Below are 24,084 nucleotides of genomic sequence, written 5' to 3'. Positions count from 1 at the left end.
GCAGGTCAGTCGCTGATGACCTCCAGACTATCGACACGCTGATACCCGCGCGGCAACTTGTTGCCTCGGCGGCCACGCTCGCCCCGGTAATGCTCCAGCTCTGCGCCCTTGAGCTTGAGGTGCTGACGACCGGCATTGATCACCAGCGTGTCTCCCGGTGCCAGTACGGCCACCTGCGTCATCAGTTCTTCCCGCGCAGCGGCCCTGGCCGACGGAATGTTGATCATCTTGTTGCCCTTGCCCCGAGTCAGTTCCGGCAGTTCTGCCGCCGGGAACACCAACAGGCGTCCTTCGCTGCTGACTGCCGCCAGCAACGCATCCGCGCTCGGAATCAGCAACGGCGGCAGCACCTGGGCCGCTGACGGCAAGGTCAGCACCGCCTTGCCGTTTTTGGTCTTGCTGGTGAGCTGCCCGATCCGGGTCATGAACCCGTAGCCGGCATCCGACGCAAGCAGAATCGCATCGTTGTCCTGTCCACACACCAGCGCATCCACCATCGCTCCCTTGGGCAAACTGATATGGCCGGTCACCGGTTCACCCTGCCCCCGCGCCGACGGCAAGGTGTGGGTATCCAGTGTATAGCTGCGCCCGGTCGAATCCAGCAACAGGGTCGGCTGGTTCATCCGCCCCGCACACGCCAGTTTGAAACCATCTCCCGATTTGTAGCTCAACCCTTCCGCATCGATCTCATGGCCCTTGGCAGCACGGATCCAGCCCTGTTTGGACAGCACCACCGTGACCGGATCGGCACTGAGCAAGTCCTTTTCACTGAATGCCCGCGCTTCGCTGCGCTCGGTCAGCGGCGAACGACGGGCATCACCAAACTCCTCGGCAGCGGCTTCAATCTCGGTCCGCACCAGCGTACGCATACGCGCGTCAGACCCCAGAATGCGCTCCAGCATTTTGCGCTCTTTTTCCAATTCATCCTGTTCACCACGAATCTTCATCTCTTCCAGACGTGCCAGATGGCGCAGCTTGAGATCAAGAATCGCGTCGGCCTGTACACCCGTGAGTCCGAAACGCTGCATCAGCTCATCCTTGGGCTTCTCCTCCTCGCGGATAATGGCGATCACCTCATCAATGTTGAGGTAGGCCACCATCAGGCCGTCAAGCAGGTGCAAGCGGTCACGGACCTTCTGCAAGCGGAACTCGAGTCGACGCCGGACCACACCGGTGCGCCAGCTCAGCCACTCGACCAGAATCTGGCGCAGATCCTTCACCTGCGGCCGCCCATCGATGCCGATCATGTTCAGGTTGACGCGGTAACTGCGCTCCAGATCCGTGGTAGCGAACAGGTGCGCCATCAACTGTTCGCAATCGATGCGATTGGAACGGGGAATCACCACCAGGCGGGTCGGGTTTTCGTGATCCGACTCATCCCGCAGATCGCTGACCATCGGCAGCTTTTTCTGCTGCATCTGGGCTGCGATCTGTTCCAGCACCTTGGCCCCGGAAACCTGGGCCGGCAGTGCCGTAATCACGATTTCGCCGTCTTCACGCGTCCACAGGGCACGCATGCGGAAGCTGCCACGGCCGCTGGTGTAGATCTGTTTCAGGTCGGCAGCCGGGGTAATGATTTCCGCCTCGGTGGGCATGTCCGGTCCCGGAATCATCCGGCAGATATCATCCAGGGTCGCGCTCGGATGGTCGAGCAGATGGCAGCAGGCCCCCGCCACTTCACGCAGATTGTGCGGCGGAATATCCGTCGCCATGCCCACGGCTATACCGGTGCCGCCATTAAGCAGCACATTGGGCAGCCGCGCCGGCAACACTTCCGGCTCATCCAGCGTACCGTCAAAGTTGGGCGTCCAGTTGGCCGTGCCCTGCCCCAGTTCCTTGAGCAGCACCTCGGCATAGGGTGCCAGCCGTGACTCGGTGTACCGCATGGCGGCAAAGGATTTGGGATCATCCGGCGACCCCCAGTTGCCCTGGCCGTCGATCAACGGGTAGCGGTAACTGAACGACTGCGCCATCAGCACCATCGCTTCATAACAGGCCGAGTCACCATGGGGGTGGAACTTGCCCAGCACATCACCCACGGTACGCGCCGATTTCTTATACTTTGCCGTTGCCTTGAGCCCCAGCTCGGACATCGCATACACAATGCGCCGCTGTACGGGCTTCATACCGTCGCCCAGATGCGGCAGGGCACGGTCGAGGATGACATACATGGAATAGTCCAGATATGCCTTCTCGGTAAAGTCTCGCAGTGACAGTTTTTCAGTATCACCGTCAAAGGTGCTCTCTACACTCATCAACTGATCCTTGAACACGAGATGCCATCAGCGCGGCCCCACACGGGGTACCGGCCATTTGGCAGGGAGTATGCCAGCTCGATACCAAAAGCGCATCCCGACAGCTCCCGTCCTGCCGCATTTGCGTATAGGATGAAGGGAAACGCCAACACGGAGAGGTTCGCCATGTCGACTGACAATAACCGCCTGCTGCTGGAACTGGACCGATATCGTCGGGACATCAACCGCGAGATCATCAATCCGCGCATCCCCGAACTCAACCTGGCCGATTTGAAACCGGTGCTGACCATGGTCGCCCACGCCCGGGCCGACTATGTTGAGCAACTACTGGAAATCGCCAGTTGTTGCGACGACCAGCGACCCGCACCTGAACAGATCACCACCCTTAAACGCAGCCGCGAAACCTTCGAAGAACTGGTCGCCGCGGTCAATGCGTTGGAAAGCGTGATTTCCCGCGATTACCTGGATGTAAAGTCCGCCCGGGGGGAGTCATGAAGTACGGCCTGCTGCTATGCCTGTTAACATGGGCCGGTGTGCTGCAGGCACAGGCCCCACACCCGCTGGAAGGCCGCCTTTGGGCGATCGCCGATGCGCGCTTTCTGAGCCCTGAGCAACTGTTCGAGCAGTTGCCGGCAGGCGGTTGGCTGTTGCTGGGCGAACAGCATGATCATCCTCAGCATCATCAAATCCAGACCGAGTGGATTCTGGCTCTGGCGGCACGCCAGCAGCTTGGTGCGGTGGCGTTGGAAATGGCCGATCACAGCCAACAGGGCGCTCTAGATCAAGCTCTGGGACACGGCCAGACCATTACTCCCGAGGCACTGCAATGGCAGTCCGGCTGGCCCTGGTCACTGTATGGCGAGGTGGTGAGTACCGCACTGGATCATGCGACGGCCGTCGCGGCGGCTGATCTCACCCGCGACGAGCAACGCGCGGCCTACCGCCACGGTGCCCCGGAAGGCGAACTGGAACACGACCATACCGAATTCATGGCTGAACTGCTGTTCGACAGCCACTGCGGTCAGTTGCCACGTCAATCGCTGGACGGCATGCGCCAGGTGCAATTGGCACGGGATCAACAGATGGCCCGCGTCCTGAGCGATTATGCCGATGTGCAACGGACGGGCGTAATGCTGACCGGCGCCATCCATGCCCGTCGTGACCTGGGGATTCCCCGCTGGCTGGCACTGCCGGCCACCAGCGTACTGATGATCGCGGTCAACGATGATACCGCCCCCGCGAACTACCTGCCGACGGGTCTGCCTGGACGTGACAGCGCCGATTATCTGCTGTTCACTCGGGCACTGCCGGGACAGGATCACTGCGCCGAATTCGAGGGCTAGCCCGCCTAGCGGGCAGCAGGCCCCAAAGGTAGCTGCCCCTGTTCCTGCACTCTGACCGGCCACTGCAGGCCGCCACTGTCCAGCTTGGCTTCCACACGGTAGTCCAACGCGTTCAGCTGGGGGTTGTTCATCAGTTCCGCCAACAGCCGGACACCACCGAACAACGCCGGGGTGGCGCTGACTTCGATCGCCTGATCGGCATAACCGGGTACCACCGGCAGATCACGGGCCACGCCACTGAGCACGCGCTGATCCTGCAGGTACAGGTTGTAACTGATGCCGCTCAGGTGCAACGGCTGCCGGTTGGGGTTGATCACACGCAAGCCGATCAGAAACTGAGGGACCGCCCCCTGACTGGAGGGGTCGAAACGGACACCGGTGATCTCCAGTGTCGGCGGCTCGTAACCGGGCTGCACACTGGCACAACCGGTAATCAACAAGGCGATGGCCAGCCAGCATATTCCGTACAGTCGCACCCGCATTATCTGATCCTCATGGTTGATACAGTGGCCATTGAAGGCGGCCACCGATGAAGCTTAGCTGAACCCATGGCCGCGGACGCGGTCAATTGTCCGATTCGATCCGTTCCGGTTACCCTGCGTATCATCCAGCATGCGCCCATGAGTTTAAGGAGTCATACCATGCAATCCCTGGCCCTGGGGCCTTTCGCCCTGTCCGTTGACCATCTGCTGATTCTGATAGCAGTTGCCGTTGCCCTGTTTGCCGGCTGGATCAGCAGCCGTCGCGGCGGCCGCAACCCTGAACCGGCGCTGCTAACCATTGTTCTGCTGGGACTCCTGGGCGCGCGTCTGGGCTTTGTCGCCCGCTTCAGCACCGACTACCTGGCCGATCCGGTGCAGATCATCGATATTCGCGACGGCGGTTTCTGGTGGGTCAGCGGCCTGGCCACCGGTGCACTCTGCGCCCTGCTGTATCTGTGGCGCCAGCCCGATCTGCGGCGCTCATTAAGCATCGCCCTGATTACCGGCGGCATTGTCTGGGGCAGTACCGCCGTACCATTGGCACAGATTCAGAGCAGTACCCGCACGCTGCCGGATATGGCACTGATGACGCCGACAGGCGAAACGGTCAACCTGCGCGATTTTTCCGGCCAACCGGTGGTGCTCAATGTCTGGGCCAGCTGGTGTCCACCCTGCGTCCGCGAAATGCCGGTGCTGGAACAGGCTCAGCATGATTACCCCGAGATCAATTTCCTGTTCGCCAATCTGGGTGAAGACAGCTACACCGTCGAGGCCTTTCTGGACACGCTTGGGGTCGAACTCGAGCATGTGCTGCTTGACCAGCAGAATCTGATCGGCGAACACTACGGCGCACGCGCGCTGCCTACCACCTTGTTCATTGGTATCGATGGCCAGTTACAGGACTCCCATCTGGGCGAACTGTCGGTGGCCAGCCTGAAGGATCGGCTGGCCAGCATTCAGCCGGACTAACTGCCCCAGTAACGTACGGCGCCGGTATCGATATGCACGAAGTTGGAGCGGGTATAGAGCCCCACCCCTCCAACCTTGGCATCACAGGCCAGACGGTGCAGTTCTTTCAAGGGTGTGCCCGGCAGGCGAATATCCAGTGCCTTGCCCTGCATGTGCAGGCTTTTCTTGGCCACACCATTACTCGCCGTACGCAGCTGGGCGTTGGTTTTCGGTGATCGATAGCCGGAGATGATCTGGAAGGGGTTGGGGTTGCCGCTACCCTGCTGCAACTGGTGCAGCAGATCGAGCAGCCGAGGGTCGATCACGTGCTCTTCACCGGTACGAAAATCCCGCAGCAGGTGATTGATATCGGCCAGGCTTGCATGCACATACTGTCCGTCGGCCCAATAGGTTGTCTGCAGTTGCTCGCCGGTATGCAGATGATCAAACTTCAACTCCCGGCCGAACAGCGGGCGGATATTGGCATTCACCACCGGCAGGTTCAGCAACGCGGCAGACCCGGCCAGACTGCCCAACAGGCGGCGACGCTGGCGGCAGGAAGGTTCACTTGTGGACAATTTTTTACGGCGACGGGGAGTCAGCAGCATTCACAACCTCTACGGATCAACAGCTGTACAAAATACAAACAATAGTGAGCCGAATTCTACCCATCAGAAGCGGTTTTGACTACTTTTTAAGCAGTCTTTGTGCCATTTGTATCATCTGAGAACTGGGCGGTGACGGTGGCGGCCCCAGTACATCCGCCAGGCGACGGTCCAGACCATACAGGTCAGAATGGAAATACGGCTGTTGCAGCTCATCAACCCATACCGTGAGATAAACAAGGTAGATAGGTACCGGTCTGGGCAAAGGCAGATGTCGGGTCTGTTCCTGTGCCAACACCTCGTGCAGTGTCTCGCCACCGCCCAGCAGGGTCTGTGCCAGTTGTTCGATTGCTCGCACCCGAATACAGCCGGAACTGAACCCACGCGCGCGCGCATTAAACAGCGACTGCTGCGGCGTATCATGGAGGAAAATGCTGTACGGGTTAGCCATACCGAAGCGGATACGACCCAGGCTGTTATGTGGGCCGGGGCGTTGCCTGAGCAGATAATGGAAATTGCGTTGTGACAACGATGACCAGTCAACTGCCGCTGCGGACACCGGTTGCCAGCCACCCTGCTGCTGTTGCAACACTTCTATGCCCAGGCGTTCAAAGTACGCCGGATCCTGCTGCTGTTTGGGTAACAGATCTTCTACCGCCAGCCGAAACGGCACCGTCCATGGCGGGTTCAGAACCAGTGTATCCATGTTGGCCACGAACGAGTGGCTGGGGCGCTGCGGCCGGCCACTGATGATGGCGTGCCGCTGCACCACTTCACCACGATCAACCAGATCCAGCATGAATGAACCCGTACGCACCAGCAGGTAACGTCTGCCCAACGCATGTGGCAATGCCCGCCAACGCACCATGTTCACCCGTACCTGCTGCCGCTTCTGCTCCGGACTCAGCAGCATGGCCGCACGGGTATCCGGCCCGTAGATACCGTCATCCTCCAGCCCCTGCTGCTGCTGATACTGGCGTACCGCATCTGCCACCCGTTCGGTATACAGCTCTTCCTGCTCGAAGGAGCTGTCAGCCGCGTTGAGCACTCCCTCTCGGATCAGCCAGTTGCGTAACAATGGCAACTCGGCATGAACGTCTCCCGCGCGCAACAATTCACCGGGCAACGCCGGTGGCATATACGGCTGCCGAGTCCGCTCTGACAATTCGACATACAAACTCATCAGGCGATTATATTCCGGGTTACGTGGCAGCAATCCCTGCAACAGTTGATGCACACTGGCCCCCCGATCCAGCGTCAGGAGCAGGTCGACCGGGTCCAGCACCTTCGGCGGCAGATGCCAGAGCGGATCATACCGTTGCAGGTCAAGCCGACTGCCGGACAGATCCAGCGCCAACTGGATAAAGGCATCACTCATCAGCAGGTCATTGAGCAATGCCTCACCGCTCAGCTGCAGCGCCTGTGGCTGCATCCGCAGGCGCTCGAAACCGTAGGCACGCGGATCCAGACCGTGCTGATGAGACAGGGCGATCCATGCTGACAGCTGTTGTTGACGATCAAGATAGGGGGCACCTTCGGCGTCGGACCAGATCAATGCCCAGCCACGCTGTTCATACAACTGCTTGAGCGGTGCCCAATGCTCAATGGCGACACCCGGCAATTGCCCGCGATGCCCTGCCGCCAGCAATTGCTGTAGATGCGGTCCCGGCGCAGCGGTTGCCTGCGATAAGGGCGCTGCCACCGACAGCACCAGCAGCAGGGCGAATCGGTAGACGCTTCTGGCTGAGTGGGACATAGTCCCTCCGCATATTAATCACGCTCTTCACTATAGCCCGTTTTCACTTGATGCTATGCTCTTGGCCGTACAAAAGGACGAAGCGCTGTACCTGCGCTCGCCACAGGAAAACAACCCGAGAACGATGGAGAGAAGGATGCAAAAGTGGATAGGTGCGGGTGTGCTGGTTGCTGCTGCAGGCGCTGGACTGGCATGGCAACAGGGATGGTTCGGAGCCGGTGCAGGTGAGCCACTGGCTGCCTATGTGCCAGCCGACACCGTGCTCTATGTCGGCGGTCAGATCGATGCAGATCAAGTCGAATACATGCGTAATCTGCCACTGATGGCAAGCTCGCAGTTCCAGACCAAAGAGCTGATGGCCGAGATGATGAACACCGGCCGCAATCAGACCCCTCAGGGACAATTCGTTGCCGCGTTTTTCGGTGATTTTCTCGACAACGCCAACACCTATGGTGACATGCTCGAATACTATGGCATCGACCTGAGCCACCCGCATGCCATCTACATGGACGGTGCCGTGCCGGTGATCCGCTTCGGCCTGAACAACGAAGCCGCTTTCTGGCAGGCTCTGGAAAAGGCGTCTACCGACAGTGGCCTGCAGCCACGTGAAGCCACTGTGGGCGAGGCCACCGTCAAGCTCTGGCGCCTGACGCCTGAAGATGACAAGCGTCTGGAGCTGGCGATTAACGTTCGTGATGGCGTCGCAACTCTGACGGCGTTCCACTTCCTTGATCAGGAAGCCGATCAGCTGCAGCGCCTGGCACTGTCCAAGCCGACCCAGTCTCTGGCTGACAGCGGCGAACTGGAACAGCTGCAAAAGACTTACAAGTTCGAAGACGGCATGCTCGCGCTGGTACATTTTGAACGCCTGGCCCAGGGTTTCCTGACTCCGCAAAGCAATAGCTTCGGCCAGGATCTGACGGCCCTGTTCAAGGCTCAAGATGAGCGCATGCCTGCCGAGCGGATGGATGCAACCTGCCGCAGTGAAGTACTGGGACTGATCAGCCAAGTGCCGCGTCTGGTGGCCGGCAATACCGCCCAGAGCAGCGGCAAAGCCATATCCATGAACAGCCGTTCGGTGCTGGAAATCAAGAATGCCGAAGTGGTCACCACTCTGGCCTCGCTGCGCGGCCATATCCCGAACCACACCCGCAACAGTGATAATCAGATCATTGGCTTCGGCGCCGGTCTCAATATCGACAACCTGGTTCCGGCCGCGACCACGCTGCTGCAGCAGGCAACGGCCACTGAATCCGGCTGCCGTGAACTGCGCGAGCTGCAGCGCAAAATCAGTCAGGCCAACCCGGCCATGATGGGTATGGTCACCGGCATGGTACAGGGCACCAAGGGTGTTGGCTTCTCGCTGTATGACATCGCCATTGATGCCGATACCCAGATGCCTTCCCGCTATGACTTCCTGTTCAGCATCGCGACCAACAACCCGCAACCGCTGCTGGGCATGATGGCCATGTCGCCGCTTGGACGTCAGGTACAGATCCCGACCGACGGCACGCTCACCGATGTAGACCTGTCCTTCATCGCACCGGGCATGAGCCTCAAGGCCGGTGTACAGGGCAATCATCTGGTTGCGTTTTCCGGTGAGCACGCGCAGAAAGCCGTCGATGCGTTGAAGGATGAATCCCTGGATGCCAACGGTCTGACCCGCGTCGCCGTCAACTACAGCCGCTTCGCCGACCTGATCGATGCCATCCCGCCGTCGATTGCCCGCGAAATGGATACCGGTATTGCTGACAGCGGTTGCGTGGCTCAGGCCCAGTTGTCGCACATGCTGCGTACTCAGGGTGCCGATGTCGATTACACGCTGGATGTGATTGATCAGGGTATCAGTACCGACATCAATATGAACCTGAACAGCACTGACACCAAGGTTATCAACCCGGTGGGCAAATATACGCTGTACGACCAGAGCTATGACTGTACCGATGGCGAAGCGCTGGGGGTAGAAGAGATCCGCGCCGACAATACCGGCAGCTATACCTTCAGTTCTGATGGCTGCGACCTTTACCGCACCGAGTATACCTGGAGCCAGGAAGGCAACCTGTTCAACCTCACCGCAGCCAAGTCCGAAAGCCGCGACAGCTGTGATGATGAATGGGCCGCTGCTGACACCTTCAACGGTGAGTGTGTGCTGGTGCCGGCAGAAGAAGGTTTCCGCTGCATCTTCACCACTGAGCAGGGCTCAAGCCTGCTGCATTACGTGCCCCGTTCGTAACGGCTGACACAGACGCAAACGCCGGGCTATTGCCCGGCGTTTTTGTATCCACCTTTTGCCTGCCTGGCGTCAGATCACCTCAGCCAGGTTACCCTTCTGTTCCAGCCAACGCTTGCGATCAGGCGAGCGTTTCTTCGCCAGCAGCATGTCCATGATCTCCAGCGTATCGTCACCCACGTCCAGCGTCAGCTGCACCAGACGGCGGGTATCCGGCGACATGGTAGTCTCGCGCAGCTGCAACGGGTTCATCTCGCCCAGTCCCTTGAAGCGCTGCACTCCGATCTTGGCGTTCTTGCGCTCGGCGCGGATGCGCTCGACAATGCCATCTTTCTCGGCATCATCAAGGGCATAATAGACTTCCTTGCCGAAGTCGATGCGGTACAGCGGCGGCATGGCCACATAAATATGCCCGGCCGCCACCAGCGGCTTGAAGTGACGCACGAACAAGGCACACAACAACGTGGCAATGTGCAGACCATCCGAGTCGGCATCCGCCAGAATGCACACGCGGTTATAGCGCAGGCCATCAAGCTTGTCGGAGCCGGGATCAACACCGATCGCAACTGAAATATCGTGAATTTCCTGTGACGCCAGCACCTCGGCCGAATCGACTTCCCAGGAGTTAAGGATCTTGCCTCGCAGCGGCATGATCGCCTGGAATTCACGGTTACGCGCCTGCTTCGCTGACCCCCCGGCTGAATCCCCTTCCACCAGGAACAGCTCCGAGCGGTCGGTATCGGCACCGGAACAGTCCGCCAATTTACCTGGCAGTGCCGGTCCCTGGGTCACTTTCTTGCGTACTACCTTGCGCCCGGCCCGCATGCGCCGCTGGGCACTGGCGATCACCAGCTCAGCCAGTTTCTCGCCCTCTTCCACATGGCGGTTGAGCCAAAGGGAAAAGGCATCCTTGATCGCACCGGAGATGAACGCGGCAATCTGGCGTGACGACAGCCGTTCTTTGGTCTGACCGGCAAACTGGGGATCACGCATCTTCGCTGACAGGATATAGCAGCAGCGGTCCCAGATATCATCAGGGCTGAGCTTGACCCCGCGCGGCATCAGGTTGCGGAACTCGCAGAACTCGCGCATGGCATCGAGCAGGCCGGTACGCATGCCATTGACATGGGTGCCGCCCTGCGCGGTTGGGATCAGGTTAACGTAGCTTTCGGCGGTCACTTCACCGCCATCGGCCAACCACTGTATCGCCCACTCGACCGCATCTTCGTCGCCTTTCAGGCTGCCGGTAAAGGGTTCCTCCGGCAGCGTTTCGTATACCTGTGTGGTGCCGCGCAGATAGGCCACCAGACCATCCTCGTAGTACCACTCCTCCTGCTCTTTCTTGCCGCTGCTCAGGTCGGTGAAAATCACCTTGAGGCCGGGACAAAGCACCGCCTTGGCACGCAGGTTGTGCTTCAGTTTGGTGACACTGAACTTGACCGTATCGAAGTATTTGGGGTCGGGCAGGAAGCGCAGGCTGGTACCGGTATTACGCTTGCCACAGGTGCCGACCACTTCCAGTTCAGAAACCTTGTCGCCATCGGCAAAACCGATGCGGTAGACCTGACCATCACGCTTGATCTCGACGTTTAGCAGCTTGGACAGGGCGTTGACCACCGACACCCCGACCCCGTGCAGACCACCGGAGTAGTTGTAGTTGTCGTTGTTGAACTTGCCGCCCGCATGCAGTTTGGTCAGGATCAATTCAACCCCGCTGACGCCCTCCTCCGGGTGGATATCCACCGGCATGCCGCGACCGTCATCGGCTACGCTCAGCGAGCCGTCATCATGCAACGTCACTTCGATCTGGCGGGCGTGCCCGGCCAGGGCTTCATCGACCGAGTTGTCGATGACTTCCTGCGCCATATGGTTGGGGCGATCAGTCTCGGTATACATGCCGGGACGACGGCGCACCGGGTCCAGACCACTGAGAACTTCTATCGCTTCGGCGTTATATTGCTTCGACATCGGGTTTTCCTGTTCAGAGAGAGGCGTCGGGCAGCGGCGTCGGTGCAGGCAGATCGATTCTGCCTTCGGCAAATGCCTGCACCGCCGGAATCAGCGCCTCGAACTGTTCAAATCCATGACTGCCGCCCGGCTGTACAAACTGTACACAGGCAGCATATTTATCCACCGCTTCGCGGTAATCGAGCGTTTCATCGGCGGTCTGTACCAGCAGCAGATAACGCGAAGGGTCCTGCAGCTGTGGACAATCCAGCGCCTTGAGCTGGGCCAGATGTGTGGTGGTCAGCTCGTAGCGTTCCTCGGTGTACAGATTGGCGTTGTTGCCCAGCCAGTCCTCCAGCAGGCGGTAGGGATAGACCGCCGGATTGACCAGTACCGCACGGACACCGGGATTATGTTCCACCAGCCAGGTGCTGTAGTAGCCACCCAACGAGCTGCCCACCAGCGTCACCGGCCCCTCGGCGGCATCGATCTCTGCCTGCAACTGCTCAACGGCTCGCTGCGGCCAGTGCGACAGCGCTGGTGTCCGCAACTGCTGCGCACGCCCCTGTGCCACCATCACCGCCTGCAGCCGGCGTGCTTTCCACGACTGGGGAGAACTGTTGAAACCGTGCACATAGATAATGACAGGATCAGACATGGGTGATGCTCTCCGCGGCAGCTGTGGATAAACGCAACAGGTGCGCCTGGATACGGCCGTCGTCATGCAGTTCGTACCAGCGACAGCCGGGTGTGGATAACTCGGGTTCGGTTTCCAGGGTAAAGTGTTCACAACCTGCAGCGAACTGGATCACGGTCGACGGCGCACACCAGAGCGGACGACCGGCGAAGGTCAGTACCTGTGACTGATGCAGATGCCCACAGATCAAACCCTTTACCTGGGGCGCATCCTGAAGCAGTGCTGCAAGCGCCGCCGGATTGGCCAGACGGATCTCATCCTGCCACGCACTGTTGGTGGGGACCGGGTTGTGGTGCAGCGCCAGCAGTACCGGACGGTGCTGCAGTCCGGCCAGCATCTGCTGCAACCAGTCCAGTTCCGTCACGGCCAGCGAGCCACTGCCACGCCCGTCAGGGGCTGCCGTGGTATCCAGCTGCAACAGTGTCCAGTGTTCGGTATCGATCCGCTTGCGACCCAGACGGCCCTCAGCGTCAGCCATCTGCATGGCACTGATCTGATCATGATTGCCCGGCAGCCAGTGGCATTCACCGGCCAGCGGCGCGATGATCGACAACAGACGGGCATAGGCCTCGGGACCACCATGATGTACCAGATCGCCGGTCAGCAGAATATGGTCGAACGGGGGCAACGTGGCCAGCTGCGCAACCAGTTGCGCCAGCGTTCGATCGGCATCACGCCCACGAAACAGGGTGCCCGCCTCGGCCGGCAGATGGCAGTCGCTCAGCTGCAGAATGCGCAGGCTCACTCGGCAAACACCTCTTCCAGCATCTGGCCGTGCGCCAGACAGTGGCTGAGCCACTCCCCCAGAAACACGTTCAGCTGCGCCTTTTCGTCCGGCTGGCGCATGTGTGCATTGGGATAGGGATAGACCCCCGCCAGCTGGCGACGCTGGCGGGTACAGATCACTTCGGCCACCCGTGCATCATGGTACATGCGCACCACCAGCTGGGGTGATTCAAGCCAGGCAGAGGCGTTTTCGTACTGCTGGGATACCACCACGCTGGTGGTATAGGTGAAGCGTTCATCCACCGTCAGCCGCACCCGCACCCGCAGGCTGTCGACCTCGACCTGAAATTCGCGCTGATCACAGTGGTCAAGGTCCGGCAGCAGCTTCAGCAGGCGCATGTAGTTGGCCTCACCCTGCGCCATCTGCCGTTTCAGGTCGGGAATATATTTACGTTTCATCGGACATCCGCATCTGTTGCAGCCGTCCATGGTTGAGTTCCAGCCATTGCAGGCCGATGATCGCCGCCGCATTTCGCAGCCGATTGTCGCGCACCAGAGCAAAGGCATCCTGGGCCGCGATCACGTGTACCTTGATATCTTCACCTTCGCTGTCGAGGCCGTGTACGCCTTCGGCATGGCGGGAATCGACCAGTGCGCACACCAGCTCGATCCACTCGTCACAACCACCGGGGCTGGGCAGGTAACCGGTGATCGGGAAAACCGGACCAAGTTCCACCCCTGCTTCCTCGATACTTTCGCGGCGCGCGACTTCCTCGGCGGATTCACCCGGCTCGACAATACCGGCCACCAGCTCCAGCAACCAGGGACTTTCGACTTTGCCCAGCGCACCCGCGCGGAACTGTTCCACCAACACCACGGTATCTGCCACCGGATCGTACAGTAGCACACAGACCGCTTCTCCACGGTCCAGAATTTCACGCTGAATATGTACCCGTCCGCCTTCAAAACGGGGGTGGCTCAACGTCAGCCGGTGCAGGCGGAAGAAGCCCTGATACAGGGGTTCATCCTGTTCCAGGCGCACATCACGCTGATCGAAAACAGGATTCCAGACAGTCGACATGGGGCAAACCTCGGCACGCTTGAATCAAAACGCGACTATACCATTGCCGAGGATAGACCCCAATGCGGGGGATGTCAGCGACTGTAACCCTGAGTGCCGGGCAGCAGTGCCGCCAACGCACGACGAGCAGCCCGACCCGAACGCAGATGCAAGGCCGGTCGTATCTGCCGCGGGCTCAACAGCGGTGCAGGCCGAGCCTCGGGACGGCCCAGCAGATAGCCCTGGCCCAGCTCGATATCCATGGTTTGCAGGGTTCGCAGCTCATCCAGCTGTTCGATCCCTTCGGCCAGAACGTGACAACCGAGGCTGCGCCCGATCTGACTGATCGAACGCACAAACTCGCGCTTGACCGGGTCATTGCTGATGCCGTGAATGAAGTGTCGGTCGATTTTGACGAACTCCGGCTGCAATTCCGACCAGAGTTTCAGGCCGGAATAGCCGGTGCCCAGGTCATCGATAGCGATGCGAAAACCCATGCTGCGGTAGTGGTCCACCGCTGCCCGTGTCAATCCATGCTGGTCGAAAGGATGCTGCTCGGACAACTCAATGACGATATTTTCCACCGGTATGCCCAGCTGTTGCAGCAGGTCAGCGGTGAAACCGCGTTGATGATCCGGTGAACTGAGCAGCGATGCGGTCACGTTAAGAAACAGGGTGCTGCCGGCCGGCAGAGCCGCGAACTGCTGCAGCGACAGCGTGCGACACAGCAGTTCCAGCTCCAGCTGACGCTCCTGGCGGATCGCCGCGCCGAACAGTGCCGCCGGCGACTGCAGCAGGCTGCCTGCAGGGCCACGGATCAAGGCCTCGTAACCGATCAGAGTGCCGTTACGCAGATCCATGATGGGCTGAAAATGCGGAACCAGCTGCCGCTGCGTAAGAATCCGCTCCAGCGTCTGGCGCTCAACCGCCTGCTGCGCTGCATAATGTTGCGAAGGCCTGTACTGCATCCTTATTCACCGGTTTGCCTTAAACCGGAGCAGTCTATGTCATCTTGATGACGCCGGGATGACAGTACAGGGGAACTCAAGCAGCCGCGAATGCACGCAGATGCTGAATTTCATCGGCCCAGATCTCCGGCTCGATGGTCTCCAGTACCAGCGGAATCCCCTCGAAACGGCTGTCCTGCATGATGTACTCAAAGGGTGCCCAGCCGATCTCGCCCTGCCCCAGGCTGTGGTGGCGGTCGATGCGGCTCTCCAGCGCTCCTTTGGAATCGTTCAGGTGCATGCCGCGCAGGTACTCGAAACCGACAACGCGCTCGAATTCGGCAAAGGTCTGCTCACAGGCTTCAGGGGTACGCAGGTCGTAACCGGAGGCAAACGTATGGCAGGTATCCAGACAGACACCGACTCGGGACTTGTCGTCCACGCCGTCGATGATCGCCGCCAGCTGTTCAAAGCGGCAGCCCAAATTGGAGCCTTGTCCGGCGGTATTTTCGATCACCGCCACCACGCTATCGGTCTCGGCCAGGGCCAGATTGATCGACTCGGCGATAGTCGCCAGGCAGGTCGCTTCATCCACCTTGCGCAGATGGCTGCCAGGGTGGAAATTAAGCAGCTTCAGGCCCAGCTGTTCACAACGCTGCATCTCGTCAATAAAGGCCACGCGGGATTTCTCCAGCGCCTCGGCTTCCGGATGCCCCAGATTGATCAGGTAGCTGTCGTGGGGCAGGATCTGATCGGCCGAAAATCCCAGCCGTTCACAGTTGGCCTTGAATGCCTTGATGCTTTTGCTGGTCAACGGCTTGGCATCCCAGCGGCGCTGGTTCTTGGTGAACAGGGCAAAGGCGTTAGCGCCCAGTTTGGCCGCATTCAGAGGGGCGTTTTCCACCCCGCCTGCCGCACTGACATGTGCTCCAATGTAGTACATGAAAACCTCTTACAGCTTGCAGGCACCGCCCAGGCAGTCGTCAAAATCCAGACTTTCCAGCTCGCTGCGTTCGGCGTGTGCCGCCTTGAGACGGATCAGCAGGTCAGATTCAACGGCATCCTGGCTATCGCCGGCACGTCCAAATACGTTCAACAGCGCGGTCAGTTCGTCCAGGGTGAGTTCGTGCATGGGTGCTCCTCGGCCAATAACAGGCTGGCCATTCTATGGGTCTATTCAAAGGGGGCGTATCCTAGCCTATCGGCCGCCGTCGCAACAGCGGCATCGGAGCATAACCTAATCGACGCCGATCCAGTCCACCATCAGCTGCAACGTGCGCTGACCACGGAATTCGTTTATGTCCAACCGGTAGACCAGACGTACCCGCTGTACCGATTCGTCGGGCCAGACCAGGGTGTCCACGTTGAAGGCAATGGCATCCAGCGCCAGCGTGCCGCCTTCCGGCATCACCACCAGTTTGAGATGGCGCTGACCGACGATACGCTGTTGCAACAGGTGGAAGCGACCTTCGAACAACGGCTCCGGGAATTGATGTCCCCAGGGACCGGCATTGCGCAGCTCTTCCGCCAACGCCATGTTCAGCGCATGTTCCGGCAGTTCACCGTCGGTCTGTACCCGCCACTGCAACTGCTCCGGCTGCAACTGACGGCGCACTTCGGCGTCGAAGGCATCACGGAAACGGTCCAGCTGATCCGCCGCCAGCGTCAGCCCGGCCGCCATGGCATGACCACCGAACTTTTTCAGCAGCCCCGGATGTTTTGCCGCCACCGCATCCAGACCATCACGGATATGGAACCCGCTGATGGAACGCGCCGAGCCCTTGATCTCGCCCGCATCGCCCGGCGCAAACGCAATCACCGGACGGTGGACCCGCTCCTTGATACGCGATGCCAATATGCCGATCACGCCCTGATGCCAGGCTTCGTCGTACAGGCACAGGCCGAATGGCAGTTCACGGTCGTTAAGGCTGAGCTGACCAAGCAGTTCCAGTGCCTGTTGCTGCATCTCCTGCTCGATACCGCGCCGCTCCTTGTTCAGGTCATCCAGCGAACGCGCCATCTCCAATGCACGCTCGTAATCATCCTCCAGCAGACACTCGATACCGATCGACATGTCCTCCAGCCGTCCGGCCGCATTGAGCCGAGGTGCAATGGCGAAGCCCAGATCACTGGCCACCAGCTGCTCCCGCCGCCGCCCTGCCACTTCGATCAGAGCCAGCAGCCCCGGCCGCGCCTGACCGGCACGAATACGTTGCATCCCCTGCCACACCAGTGCGCGGTTGTTGCGTTCCAGCGGCACCACATCGGCGACGGTACCCAATGCCACCAGGTCCAGCAGATTGGCCAGGTTGGGCGGCTGGGCCTTGAACCAGCCACGCGCCTGCAAGGCACGGCGCAACGCAATCAGCACATAGAAGATCACGCCGACACCGCAGGTGGATTTGGCGATGAAATCACATCCCGGCTGGTTCGGATTGACGATGGCGCACGCCGCCGGCAGCGCGTCGCCCGCCAGGTGATGGTCTGTCACGATGACGTCGATGCCGCGCGCATTGGCCCGCTCCACACCGTCGATACTGGAAATGCCGTTATCCACTGTGATCAGCAGGTCCGGCGACGCCGTCGCGGCCACGTCGACAATTTCCGGGCTGAGGCCATAGCCGTATTCAAAACGGTTCGGCACCAGGTAATCCACCGTCCCCGCACCAAGCATGCGCAGCCCCAGCATCGCCACGGCGGTGCTGGTGGCACCATCACAGTCAAAGTCACCGACGATCAGAATGGACTGCTGTTGCTCGAAAGCCACCAGCAGGCGGGCCACGGCGGCCTCGATCCCCAGCATCTGGCTGTCCGGCAGCAGTTCCTGCAGCCGCCGCCCCAGCTGGACGGGGTCGTCGATTCCACGGGCGGCATAAATCCGCGCCAGTACGGGATCAAGGGCGCTGAGCGCGGGATGTGCGGGGTCGACCAGCAACGGCCGCTGTTCAATGATCGGATCGGATACACTCATGCTAGACAGTCCGGCAGGTCACTACGAGAAGGGGGGTAATCGAACGATCAGGGCGGGCAGGCCGTCAGCAACGGTCCTGCCCGCACGGCCTCAGGCCGTAATACCTCAGCCGCGATGGGCGTTGGTGGCGATATAGCTCTGTACTTCAGACAACGCGTTCGGCAACACCTGCATGCGTTCTTCACGCTCGAACAGGTCAGCCATGTGCGCCGGCAGCTGCGGTGCTTCCAGACCGGCCTTGATCACCGGTTCCGGGAACTTGACCGGATGTGCCGTTGCCAGCGTGATCATCGGCACCGCCTTGTCGCGCCAGCACTCGCGCGCGGCCTGAACACCGATCGCGGTGTGCGGGTCGAGCAGGTAACCGGTTTCGGCATGCACGTCCCTGATCACCTGACAGGTGGTCTCGTCATCCACCGCAAGGCTGTCGAACAGCTCGCGCACCTTGTCCCAGCGCGCGCCATCCAGCTGCACGGATTCGGTCTTGAACCGGCGCATCAGATCGGCAATAGCGGCACCGTCACGGTCGTAGACGTCAAACAGCAGGCGCTCGAAGTTGGAGCTGACCATGATATCCATTGACGGTGACAGTGTGTGTTCCAGCGTACCCTTGGACATGTCGTTGCCGCTGATGACGCGGTGCAGAATGTCGTTGCGGTTGGTGGCCACCACCAGTTGTTCGATCGGCAGCCCCATCTGCTTGGCCAGATAGCCGGCGAAGATGTCGCCGAAGTTGCCGGTCGGAACCGAGAACGACACCGGACGGTGCGGACCACCTACAGCCAGTGCGGCCGAGAAGTAGTAGACGATCTGGGACATGATGCGCGCCCAGTTGATCGAGTTCACCGCGCCCAGTTTCAGGCCACCGAGGAAGCTCTGATCCGCGAAGCTGTCCTTGACCATCTCCTGGCAGTCATCGAAGTTGCCTTCCAGCGCGATGTTGAACACGTTGTCAGCCTTGATGGTGGTCATCTGGCGACGCTGTACTTCAGACACGCGGTTGTACGGGTGCAGGATAAAGATATCCAGATGCTCGGAATGACGGCAGCCTTCAATGGCGGCAGAACCGGTATCACCGGAGGTAGCGCCCATGATCACCAGACGCTCGCCGCGTTCGGCCAGTACATGATCCATCAGTCGGCCCAGCAACTGCAGCGCGAAATCCTTGAACGCCAGTGTCGGGCCGTGGAACAGTTCCAGTACCCACTCGTTGGTGCCCAGCTCTTTCAGCGGGGCGACCGCGCTGTGGTTGAAACCGGCGTAGGTCTCGTCGATCATGCGTTTCAGGTCGGCTTCGCTGATGCAATCGCCGATGAAGGGCCGAATCACCTTGAAGGCGAGTTCGGCATAGGACAGGCCAGCCCAGGAAGCGATCTCGTCACGGCTGAACGTGGGCAGCTGTTCCGGTACATACAGGCCGCCATCATTGGCCATACCCGCCAGCAGCACTTCGGCGAAGTTCAGTTTTGGCGCCTGGCCACGGGTAGAAATGTAGTTCATCAATCAGTCCTCAGTCTGCCAGCAATTCAACGCGGATACGGACGATTTCGCCGAGGATATCCGGCAGCGCCTCGATCTCGCGGATCGCTTCGTTCATCATCCGTTCTTCGACACGCTGGGTCAGCATGATGACCGGCACCTGCGCTTCGGTGGTCTGTTTCTGGATGATCGCTTCGATATTGATTCCTTTCTCACCCAGGATACGGGTGACATACGCCAGCACACCCGGACGTTCCACCGCCTGCAGACGCAGGTAATAGGCACTGGTGGTGGCTTCGACCGGCAATACCGGCGCATCGGACAGCGCCGACGGCTGGAACGCCAGGTGCGGAACACGGTTGTCACGGTCGGCGGTCAGCGTGCGCACCACATCAACGATGTCAGCCACAACCGATGAAGCTGTCGCTTCGGCACCGGCACCCGGTCCGTAGTACAGGGTCTGGCCAACCGCATCGCCATCCACCAGGATTGCATTCATTACACCGTTGACGTTGGCCAGCAGCACATCTTTCGGGATCAGCGTCGGGTGTACACGCAGCTCGATACCCTTGTCGGTACGGCGGGTAATACCCAGATGCTTGACGCGGTAGCCGAGTTCTTCGGCATAGCGAATGTCCTGCGGGGTGATCCGGCTGATGCCTTCGGTGTAGGCCTTGTTGAACTGCAACGGAATACCGAATGCCAGTGACGACAGGATGGTCAGCTTGTGCGCCGCATCGATGCCTTCAACGTCAAAGGTCGGATCCGCTTCGGCATAGCCCAGTGCCTGAGCTTCCTGCAATACATCAGCAAACTCGCGGCCCTTCTCACGCATCTCGGTCATGATGAAGTTGCCGGTACCGTTGATGATGCCCGCCAGCCAGTTAATCTGGTTAGCCGCCAGCCCTTCACGGATCGCCTTGATAATCGGAATGCCACCGGCAACGGAGGCTTCGAACGCAACCATCACGTTCTTGTTCTGCGCCGCTTCAAAAATTTCGTTACCGTGCACGGCGATCAGCGCCTTGTTGGCAGTGACAACATGCTTGCCGTTCTCGATTGCGGTCATCACCAGATCACGTGCGGTTTCGTAACCGCCGATCAGTTCAACAACGATATCGATTTCGGGATTGGTTGCTACCTCGAAGATATCCGTGGTTGTCTGCATGCCGCTGAGATCACAGGTCGGATTATCACTGCGCATCCCGATCTGTTCAATCACGATATGACGCCCGGCGCGCCGGGAAATTTCCTCTGCATTTCGCGTCAAGACATTGAATGTACCGCCACCGACAGTACCCAGACCACAGATCCCTACTTTTACAGGTTTCAAGCCAACACCTCGCAGATTGTTCCGTCAGATCAGTCACCGCCTCGTGGCGGTCAAAAAATGGGCTCCAGTATAGCGAAAAGGCGGGTCATACTCTATGTATGCCCGCCTCTGTGATCGCTGATAACGCCGGATCAGTTGATCAATTAAGCTTCAGTATCTGCTGCAAACGCGCTGCAGGCATGTAGCCCGGCAGCAGAGTGCCATCGTCCAGAATCAGTGCCGGCGTACCAGTCACGCCCAGCTTCTGCCCCAGCATGTACTGGTCCAGCACCGGGTTGTCGCAGGTCTCGGCCGACAGACGCTCACCCGATTTGGCGGCATCCATACGCGCCCGGCGCTCATCATCCGTGGCGCACCAGATGGTTTGCATCTTGTTGTGTGCCGCAGATCCGGGGCCACCGCGCGGGAAGGCAAGATAGTTCACCTGCACGCCCATTTTATTCAGCGCTGGCACCTCTTCATGCAGCTTGTGACAATACGGGCAGTCGACATCGGTAAACACATGCAACGTCGCTTTCACTTCGCCCTGCGGGGCGTACACCACCATATCCGCTGCATCCAGTGACTCGATAGCGCTCTGGCGGGCCAGGTTACGTTTTTCTTCGGTCAGGTTGACCAGCCCCTGTTCGGTATCGACCCGAAACAGCTGCCCCGCCAGCAGGTACTCGCCCTTCATATCGGCATACAAGGTCTCGCCGCTGCTGAGTACGACCTCGTACAGGCCTGCTACCGGTGCCGGTTCGACACTTTTTACCTGCAGTCGGCTATCAACCTGACCCAGTTGCTGGCGGATATTATCTTCAGCCGTATCTGCTGCCCAAACAGAACCTGTCAGGACCAGCATCATCGCCGATGTCAGAGTGGTAGATCTCATGAGGAGCCTCGATAATAAATTCGGGTTATACGCCTGTGATCATAACAGGCCGGTTTAGTTCCTAGCCACGCGGATGGTGTTCCTGATGCAACGACTGCAACCGGTGGCTGGCCACATGGGTATAGATCTGCGTGGTCGATAGATCACTGTGGCCCAGCAACATCTGCACCACACGCAAATCTGCACCATGGTTGAGCAGATGCGTCGCAAACGCATGGCGCAACACGTGCGGTGACAGCGGCTTGTCGATCCCGCTTTCCAACGCATAGCGTTTAACCCGGTACCAGAAAGTCTGCCGCGTCATCATCTGCCCGCGCTGGCTGAGGAAAAGCGCTTCCTCACGAATATCCCGCACCAGTGCCGGGCGCCCCGTCGCCAGGTAGTTTTTCACCCAGCGTAGCGCTTCATCCCCCACCGGCACCAAGCGCTCCTTGTCACCCTTGCCCACAACGCGGATGACGCCAAGGCGCTGATTGATCTGTTCCAGCTGCAGACCGATCAGCTCACTGACCCTGAGTCCGGTGGCGTAGAGCAGTTCCAGCATGGTGCGATCACGCAAGCCGAGACGCTCACCAGTGTCCGGCGCAGCCAGCAGGGCTTCAACGTCCTCCTCGGTCAGGGTCTTGGGCAACGGCCGAGACGTACGGGGGTTATCCAGATTCAGCGTCGGATCGATACTGATCTGGCCTTCACGCAACAGGAAACGGTAAAAACCGCGCAAACAGGACAACAAACGCGATGTGGAGCTGCTCTTGAGCTGCTGCTCAAGGCGCCAGTTGAGGTACTGCTGCAGCGGGTTACGGCCCGCCTCACGCAGGCAATGCTGGCGAGCATTCAACCAGACGGCATACTGGCGCAAGTCACGCCGGTAGGAGGCCAGCGAGTTATCGCTGAGCCCCTTTTCCAACCAGAGCACATTAATCCAGGCTTCGATCTGTTCAACATCCTCGGCGCAAGGCAATACCGCCGAGCGCCGCTGATCCTGATTCAACGATAGACCTCGACCTGTTGAATCCGGGCATATTCAAGCGGGTATTCGGCCATGCCCTGAGCCAGCCGCTGCTCCACCCGAATCCCGTCCGCGTCGACTGCCACCAGACGACCTTCAACATCATTGCCGAAGTAGGTGAAAATTCTGACATGCGCACCGACGTGGCCGCCCAGTTTGGCCACCGGCGTCTCCTGGAAGCTTTTGGCTCGGGGTTTTGCCACTCGCGTGATCTTCGTCACCGGTGCAGCAGTCTCTACCGGCTCAGTGACTGTGACTGCACTCGCGTCAGCATCCACCACCGCTTCAACGACCTCTTCGGCTACCACTTCATCAACTACAGGTACCGGCTGACGTTCACGGGCCACCCGCGTACCACTGCCTGCCTGGGCAACCTGAACCAGCAATTCATTCCACTGCACGCCGTTCAGATCAAGCGCCGTATCATTGATGGTCACACTCGGATTAAGCTTCTCGATCAGATAACGCGGATCGTCCGACATCACCATCATTTCGGCCGAACCAAAGCCGCCAATCGGCGTAAGTGCAAGCGACATCCGGGCACCATTCTGCTGCAAATCGGCATAGGCCGCCATCCAGGCGTCGGGCAATTCGATACCGTTGACCTCAACCCAGCGCGCAAACAGCTCATGATGATGACGGCGATAGGTCGCTGGCTGCATTTCGGCTTCACGTGCACACAGGCTGGTCAGACGCTGGTTGTATCCGGTATCCCGATAGTCAACCTCGAAGGCATCCAGGCGTGCACTGCCTGTCGCCATCAGTGGGTTCTTCAACTGCCGAGGGTCGGCACTGAACGCCATTTTCATCCGCGTTTCGCCCATGTTGCGCACATCTACCATGGCCTCAAAAGTGATCTTGCGCGCAACGTCATCGCCGCGATAGTGCAGCTCAACATCCATCTCCAGATCACGATATCCCATCATGCGCACGGCGTTGACATCAAACTGACGGATATTGCCACAGCCTAGCGCAGCCGGACTGATGTACAGAGGGTTGGCCTCACGCACCAGGTCCATCTGCTTTTGCAGCTCGTGGAAAAACGCCGACTCCATGCTCTGCTCTACACCCGCCAGCGTCACGAACAGCTCTTCGGGGGGCTCATCACTGCCCAGCAACAGGTCAAACGGTGTACCAGCACGTATGCGTACCTGACTGATGCTGATCGGCGCATGCATGGCCAGCGGGGTAATGCTTAACGCATTGACACCGACCGTGCCATTCGGGTGCGCATAAATGGTGCCGTATTGAACATCGGCAAACGGCGCGAGCTGCTCCGCAAGCTCATCCACTTTATTCTTAACCTGATACCAGTAGGTGCCATACACCGCAGCCGCAACCAGCACCCCCGCTCCAAGCCATGTCCCCAGCCTGCGCATGCAACACCCCGCCATCCATTCAGTTGCTATTCAGAACACACGA

General features: G+C 59.7%; 22 protein-coding genes. 4 read left to right on the top strand and 18 right to left on the bottom strand.

Features of this window, described 5'->3' with window-relative positions; all coding sequences use genetic code 11:
- Window positions 1–5: 5 nt before the first annotated feature.
- On the bottom strand, window positions 6–2,255 hold the full coding sequence (gene parC / locus CLV44_RS11865) for a DNA topoisomerase IV subunit A (protein WP_106592333.1): 2,250 nt from the start codon (window positions 2,253–2,255) through the stop codon (window positions 6–8).
- Between the two features lie 165 nt (window positions 2,256–2,420).
- Here parC and CLV44_RS11860 point away from each other — a divergent pair, with 165 nt between their 5' ends.
- The gene (locus CLV44_RS11860; protein WP_106592332.1) at window positions 2,421–2,750 is read left to right on the top strand and encodes a hypothetical protein; all 330 of its coding nucleotides are present in this window, start codon (window positions 2,421–2,423) and stop codon (window positions 2,748–2,750) included.
- Window positions 2,747–3,598 (top strand): ChaN family lipoprotein, encoded by an 852-nt coding sequence (locus CLV44_RS11855; RefSeq protein WP_106592331.1) that lies wholly within the window; start codon window positions 2,747–2,749, stop codon window positions 3,596–3,598. Before CLV44_RS11860 ends, CLV44_RS11855 begins: the two co-directional genes overlap by 4 nt.
- Before the next feature lie 5 nt (window positions 3,599–3,603).
- Here the strand turns inward: CLV44_RS11855 and CLV44_RS11850 are convergent, their stop codons facing one another.
- Window positions 3,604–4,080, bottom strand: coding sequence for an LEA/WHy family protein (locus CLV44_RS11850; RefSeq protein WP_106592330.1), 477 nt, complete (start codon window positions 4,078–4,080; stop codon window positions 3,604–3,606).
- 159 nt (window positions 4,081–4,239) lie between these two features.
- Here CLV44_RS11850 and CLV44_RS11845 point away from each other — a divergent pair, with 159 nt between their 5' ends.
- A complete protein-coding gene (locus CLV44_RS11845; RefSeq protein WP_170069332.1) occupies window positions 4,240–5,049 on the top strand; it encodes a TlpA family protein disulfide reductase in 810 nt (269 codons plus the stop codon).
- On the opposite strand, the gene mepK is transcribed toward CLV44_RS11845, so the two are convergent.
- Both mepK and CLV44_RS11835 read right to left on the bottom strand, forming a co-directional pair.
- Complete coding sequence (mepK, locus tag CLV44_RS11840) at window positions 5,046–5,636, bottom strand: peptidoglycan L,D-endopeptidase MepK (RefSeq protein ID WP_106592328.1); 591 nt, start codon at window positions 5,634–5,636, stop codon at window positions 5,046–5,048. The genes CLV44_RS11845 and mepK overlap by 4 nt on opposite strands.
- Window positions 5,637–5,715: 79 nt before the next feature.
- Window positions 5,716–7,389: a L,D-transpeptidase family protein gene (locus tag CLV44_RS11835; RefSeq protein ID WP_106592327.1), complete on the bottom strand. Its 1,674-nt coding sequence runs from the start codon at window positions 7,387–7,389 to the stop codon at window positions 5,716–5,718.
- A 136-nt stretch (window positions 7,390–7,525) separates the two neighbouring features.
- Here CLV44_RS11835 and CLV44_RS11830 point away from each other — a divergent pair, with 136 nt between their 5' ends.
- On the top strand, window positions 7,526–9,622 hold the full coding sequence (locus CLV44_RS11830) for a hypothetical protein (protein WP_106592326.1): 2,097 nt from the start codon (window positions 7,526–7,528) through the stop codon (window positions 9,620–9,622).
- Between the two features lie 69 nt (window positions 9,623–9,691).
- On the opposite strand, the gene parE is transcribed toward CLV44_RS11830, so the two are convergent.
- The 14 genes from parE to CLV44_RS11760 all read right to left on the bottom strand — a co-directional run bounded on the left by parE (window position 9,692) and on the right by CLV44_RS11760 (window position 24,041).
- Window positions 9,692–11,587 (bottom strand): DNA topoisomerase IV subunit B, encoded by a 1,896-nt coding sequence (parE, locus tag CLV44_RS11825; RefSeq protein ID WP_106592325.1) that lies wholly within the window; start codon window positions 11,585–11,587, stop codon window positions 9,692–9,694.
- 13 nt (window positions 11,588–11,600) lie between these two features.
- Entirely contained in the window at window positions 11,601–12,224 is a 624-nt protein-coding gene (locus CLV44_RS11820) for a YqiA/YcfP family alpha/beta fold hydrolase (protein ID WP_106592324.1), read from the bottom strand.
- Window positions 12,217–13,008: a metallophosphoesterase gene (locus CLV44_RS11815; RefSeq protein ID WP_170069331.1), complete on the bottom strand. Its 792-nt coding sequence runs from the start codon at window positions 13,006–13,008 to the stop codon at window positions 12,217–12,219. The genes CLV44_RS11820 and CLV44_RS11815 overlap by 8 nt, the downstream gene beginning before the upstream one ends.
- Complete coding sequence (locus CLV44_RS11810; RefSeq protein WP_106592322.1) at window positions 13,005–13,448, bottom strand: DUF1249 domain-containing protein; 444 nt, start codon at window positions 13,446–13,448, stop codon at window positions 13,005–13,007. The genes CLV44_RS11815 and CLV44_RS11810 overlap by 4 nt, the downstream gene beginning before the upstream one ends.
- Entirely contained in the window at window positions 13,438–14,070 is a 633-nt protein-coding gene (locus CLV44_RS11805) for an NUDIX domain-containing protein (RefSeq protein ID WP_106592321.1), read from the bottom strand. The genes CLV44_RS11810 and CLV44_RS11805 overlap by 11 nt, the downstream gene beginning before the upstream one ends.
- A gap of 74 nt (window positions 14,071–14,144) precedes the next feature.
- A complete protein-coding gene (locus CLV44_RS11800) occupies window positions 14,145–15,017 on the bottom strand; it encodes an EAL domain-containing protein (protein WP_106592320.1) in 873 nt (290 codons plus the stop codon).
- Window positions 15,018–15,093: 76 nt separating this feature from the next.
- Window positions 15,094–15,939, bottom strand: coding sequence for a deoxyribonuclease IV (nfo, locus tag CLV44_RS11795; RefSeq protein WP_106592319.1), 846 nt, complete (start codon window positions 15,937–15,939; stop codon window positions 15,094–15,096).
- Window positions 15,940–15,948: 9 nt separating this feature from the next.
- On the bottom strand, window positions 15,949–16,128 hold the full coding sequence (locus CLV44_RS11790) for a hypothetical protein (RefSeq protein WP_106592318.1): 180 nt from the start codon (window positions 16,126–16,128) through the stop codon (window positions 15,949–15,951).
- Window positions 16,129–16,233: 105 nt separating this feature from the next.
- The gene (recJ, locus tag CLV44_RS11785) at window positions 16,234–17,967 is read right to left on the bottom strand and encodes a single-stranded-DNA-specific exonuclease RecJ (protein WP_106592317.1); all 1,734 of its coding nucleotides are present in this window, start codon (window positions 17,965–17,967) and stop codon (window positions 16,234–16,236) included.
- 105 nt (window positions 17,968–18,072) lie between these two features.
- On the bottom strand, window positions 18,073–19,467 hold the full coding sequence (gene thrC, locus CLV44_RS11780) for a threonine synthase (protein WP_106592316.1): 1,395 nt from the start codon (window positions 19,465–19,467) through the stop codon (window positions 18,073–18,075).
- Window positions 19,468–19,477: 10 nt separating this feature from the next.
- Window positions 19,478–20,779 (bottom strand): homoserine dehydrogenase, encoded by a 1,302-nt coding sequence (locus CLV44_RS11775; protein ID WP_106592315.1) that lies wholly within the window; start codon window positions 20,777–20,779, stop codon window positions 19,478–19,480.
- Window positions 20,780–20,918: 139 nt separating this feature from the next.
- Window positions 20,919–21,653, bottom strand: coding sequence for a DsbC family protein (locus CLV44_RS11770; protein WP_106592314.1), 735 nt, complete (start codon window positions 21,651–21,653; stop codon window positions 20,919–20,921).
- Window positions 21,654–21,714: 61 nt separating this feature from the next.
- Window positions 21,715–22,644, bottom strand: coding sequence for a site-specific tyrosine recombinase XerD (gene xerD, locus CLV44_RS11765; protein ID WP_106592313.1), 930 nt, complete (start codon window positions 22,642–22,644; stop codon window positions 21,715–21,717).
- A complete protein-coding gene (locus CLV44_RS11760; protein ID WP_146140002.1) occupies window positions 22,641–24,041 on the bottom strand; it encodes a hypothetical protein in 1,401 nt (466 codons plus the stop codon). The genes xerD and CLV44_RS11760 overlap by 4 nt, the downstream gene beginning before the upstream one ends.
- Window positions 24,042–24,084 lie beyond the last annotated feature (43 nt).

Origin of the sequence: Marinobacterium halophilum (assembly GCF_003014615.1) — a bacterium.
GTDB lineage: Bacteria > Pseudomonadota > Gammaproteobacteria > Pseudomonadales > Balneatricaceae > Marinobacterium > Marinobacterium halophilum.
The sequence above is the reverse complement of the archived record's forward strand: the minus strand, read 5'-3'. Positions and strand labels throughout refer to the sequence as shown.

What these genes read in the sequence shown, in the direction of transcription:
- parC (WP_106592333.1), bottom strand. Translation starts at nt 2,255, where the DNA reads ATGAGTGTAGAGAGCACCTTTGACGGTGATACTGAAAAACTGTCACTG.
- CLV44_RS11860 (WP_106592332.1), top strand. Translation starts at nt 2,421, where the DNA reads ATGTCGACTGACAATAACCGCCTGCTGCTGGAACTGGACCGATATCGT.
- CLV44_RS11855 (WP_106592331.1), top strand. Translation starts at nt 2,747, where the DNA reads ATGAAGTACGGCCTGCTGCTATGCCTGTTAACATGGGCCGGTGTGCTG.
- CLV44_RS11850 (WP_106592330.1), bottom strand. Translation starts at nt 4,080, where the DNA reads ATGCGGGTGCGACTGTACGGAATATGCTGGCTGGCCATCGCCTTGTTG.
- CLV44_RS11845 (WP_170069332.1), top strand. Translation starts at nt 4,240, where the DNA reads ATGCAATCCCTGGCCCTGGGGCCTTTCGCCCTGTCCGTTGACCATCTG.
- mepK (WP_106592328.1), bottom strand. Translation starts at nt 5,636, where the DNA reads ATGCTGCTGACTCCCCGTCGCCGTAAAAAATTGTCCACAAGTGAACCT.
- CLV44_RS11835 (WP_106592327.1), bottom strand. Translation starts at nt 7,389, where the DNA reads ATGTCCCACTCAGCCAGAAGCGTCTACCGATTCGCCCTGCTGCTGGTG.
- CLV44_RS11830 (WP_106592326.1), top strand. Translation starts at nt 7,526, where the DNA reads ATGCAAAAGTGGATAGGTGCGGGTGTGCTGGTTGCTGCTGCAGGCGCT.
- parE (WP_106592325.1), bottom strand. Translation starts at nt 11,587, where the DNA reads ATGTCGAAGCAATATAACGCCGAAGCGATAGAAGTTCTCAGTGGTCTG.
- CLV44_RS11820 (WP_106592324.1), bottom strand. Translation starts at nt 12,224, where the DNA reads ATGTCTGATCCTGTCATTATCTATGTGCACGGTTTCAACAGTTCTCCC.
- CLV44_RS11810 (WP_106592322.1), bottom strand. Translation starts at nt 13,448, where the DNA reads ATGAAACGTAAATATATTCCCGACCTGAAACGGCAGATGGCGCAGGGT.
- CLV44_RS11805 (WP_106592321.1), bottom strand. Translation starts at nt 14,070, where the DNA reads ATGTCGACTGTCTGGAATCCTGTTTTCGATCAGCGTGATGTGCGCCTG.
- CLV44_RS11800 (WP_106592320.1), bottom strand. Translation starts at nt 15,017, where the DNA reads ATGCAGTACAGGCCTTCGCAACATTATGCAGCGCAGCAGGCGGTTGAG.
- nfo (WP_106592319.1), bottom strand. Translation starts at nt 15,939, where the DNA reads ATGTACTACATTGGAGCACATGTCAGTGCGGCAGGCGGGGTGGAAAAC.
- CLV44_RS11790 (WP_106592318.1), bottom strand. Translation starts at nt 16,128, where the DNA reads ATGCACGAACTCACCCTGGACGAACTGACCGCGCTGTTGAACGTATTT.
- recJ (WP_106592317.1), bottom strand. Translation starts at nt 17,967, where the DNA reads ATGAGTGTATCCGATCCGATCATTGAACAGCGGCCGTTGCTGGTCGAC.
- thrC (WP_106592316.1), bottom strand. Translation starts at nt 19,467, where the DNA reads ATGAACTACATTTCTACCCGTGGCCAGGCGCCAAAACTGAACTTCGCC.
- CLV44_RS11770 (WP_106592314.1), bottom strand. Translation starts at nt 21,653, where the DNA reads ATGAGATCTACCACTCTGACATCGGCGATGATGCTGGTCCTGACAGGT.
- CLV44_RS11760 (WP_146140002.1), bottom strand. Translation starts at nt 24,041, where the DNA reads ATGCGCAGGCTGGGGACATGGCTTGGAGCGGGGGTGCTGGTTGCGGCT.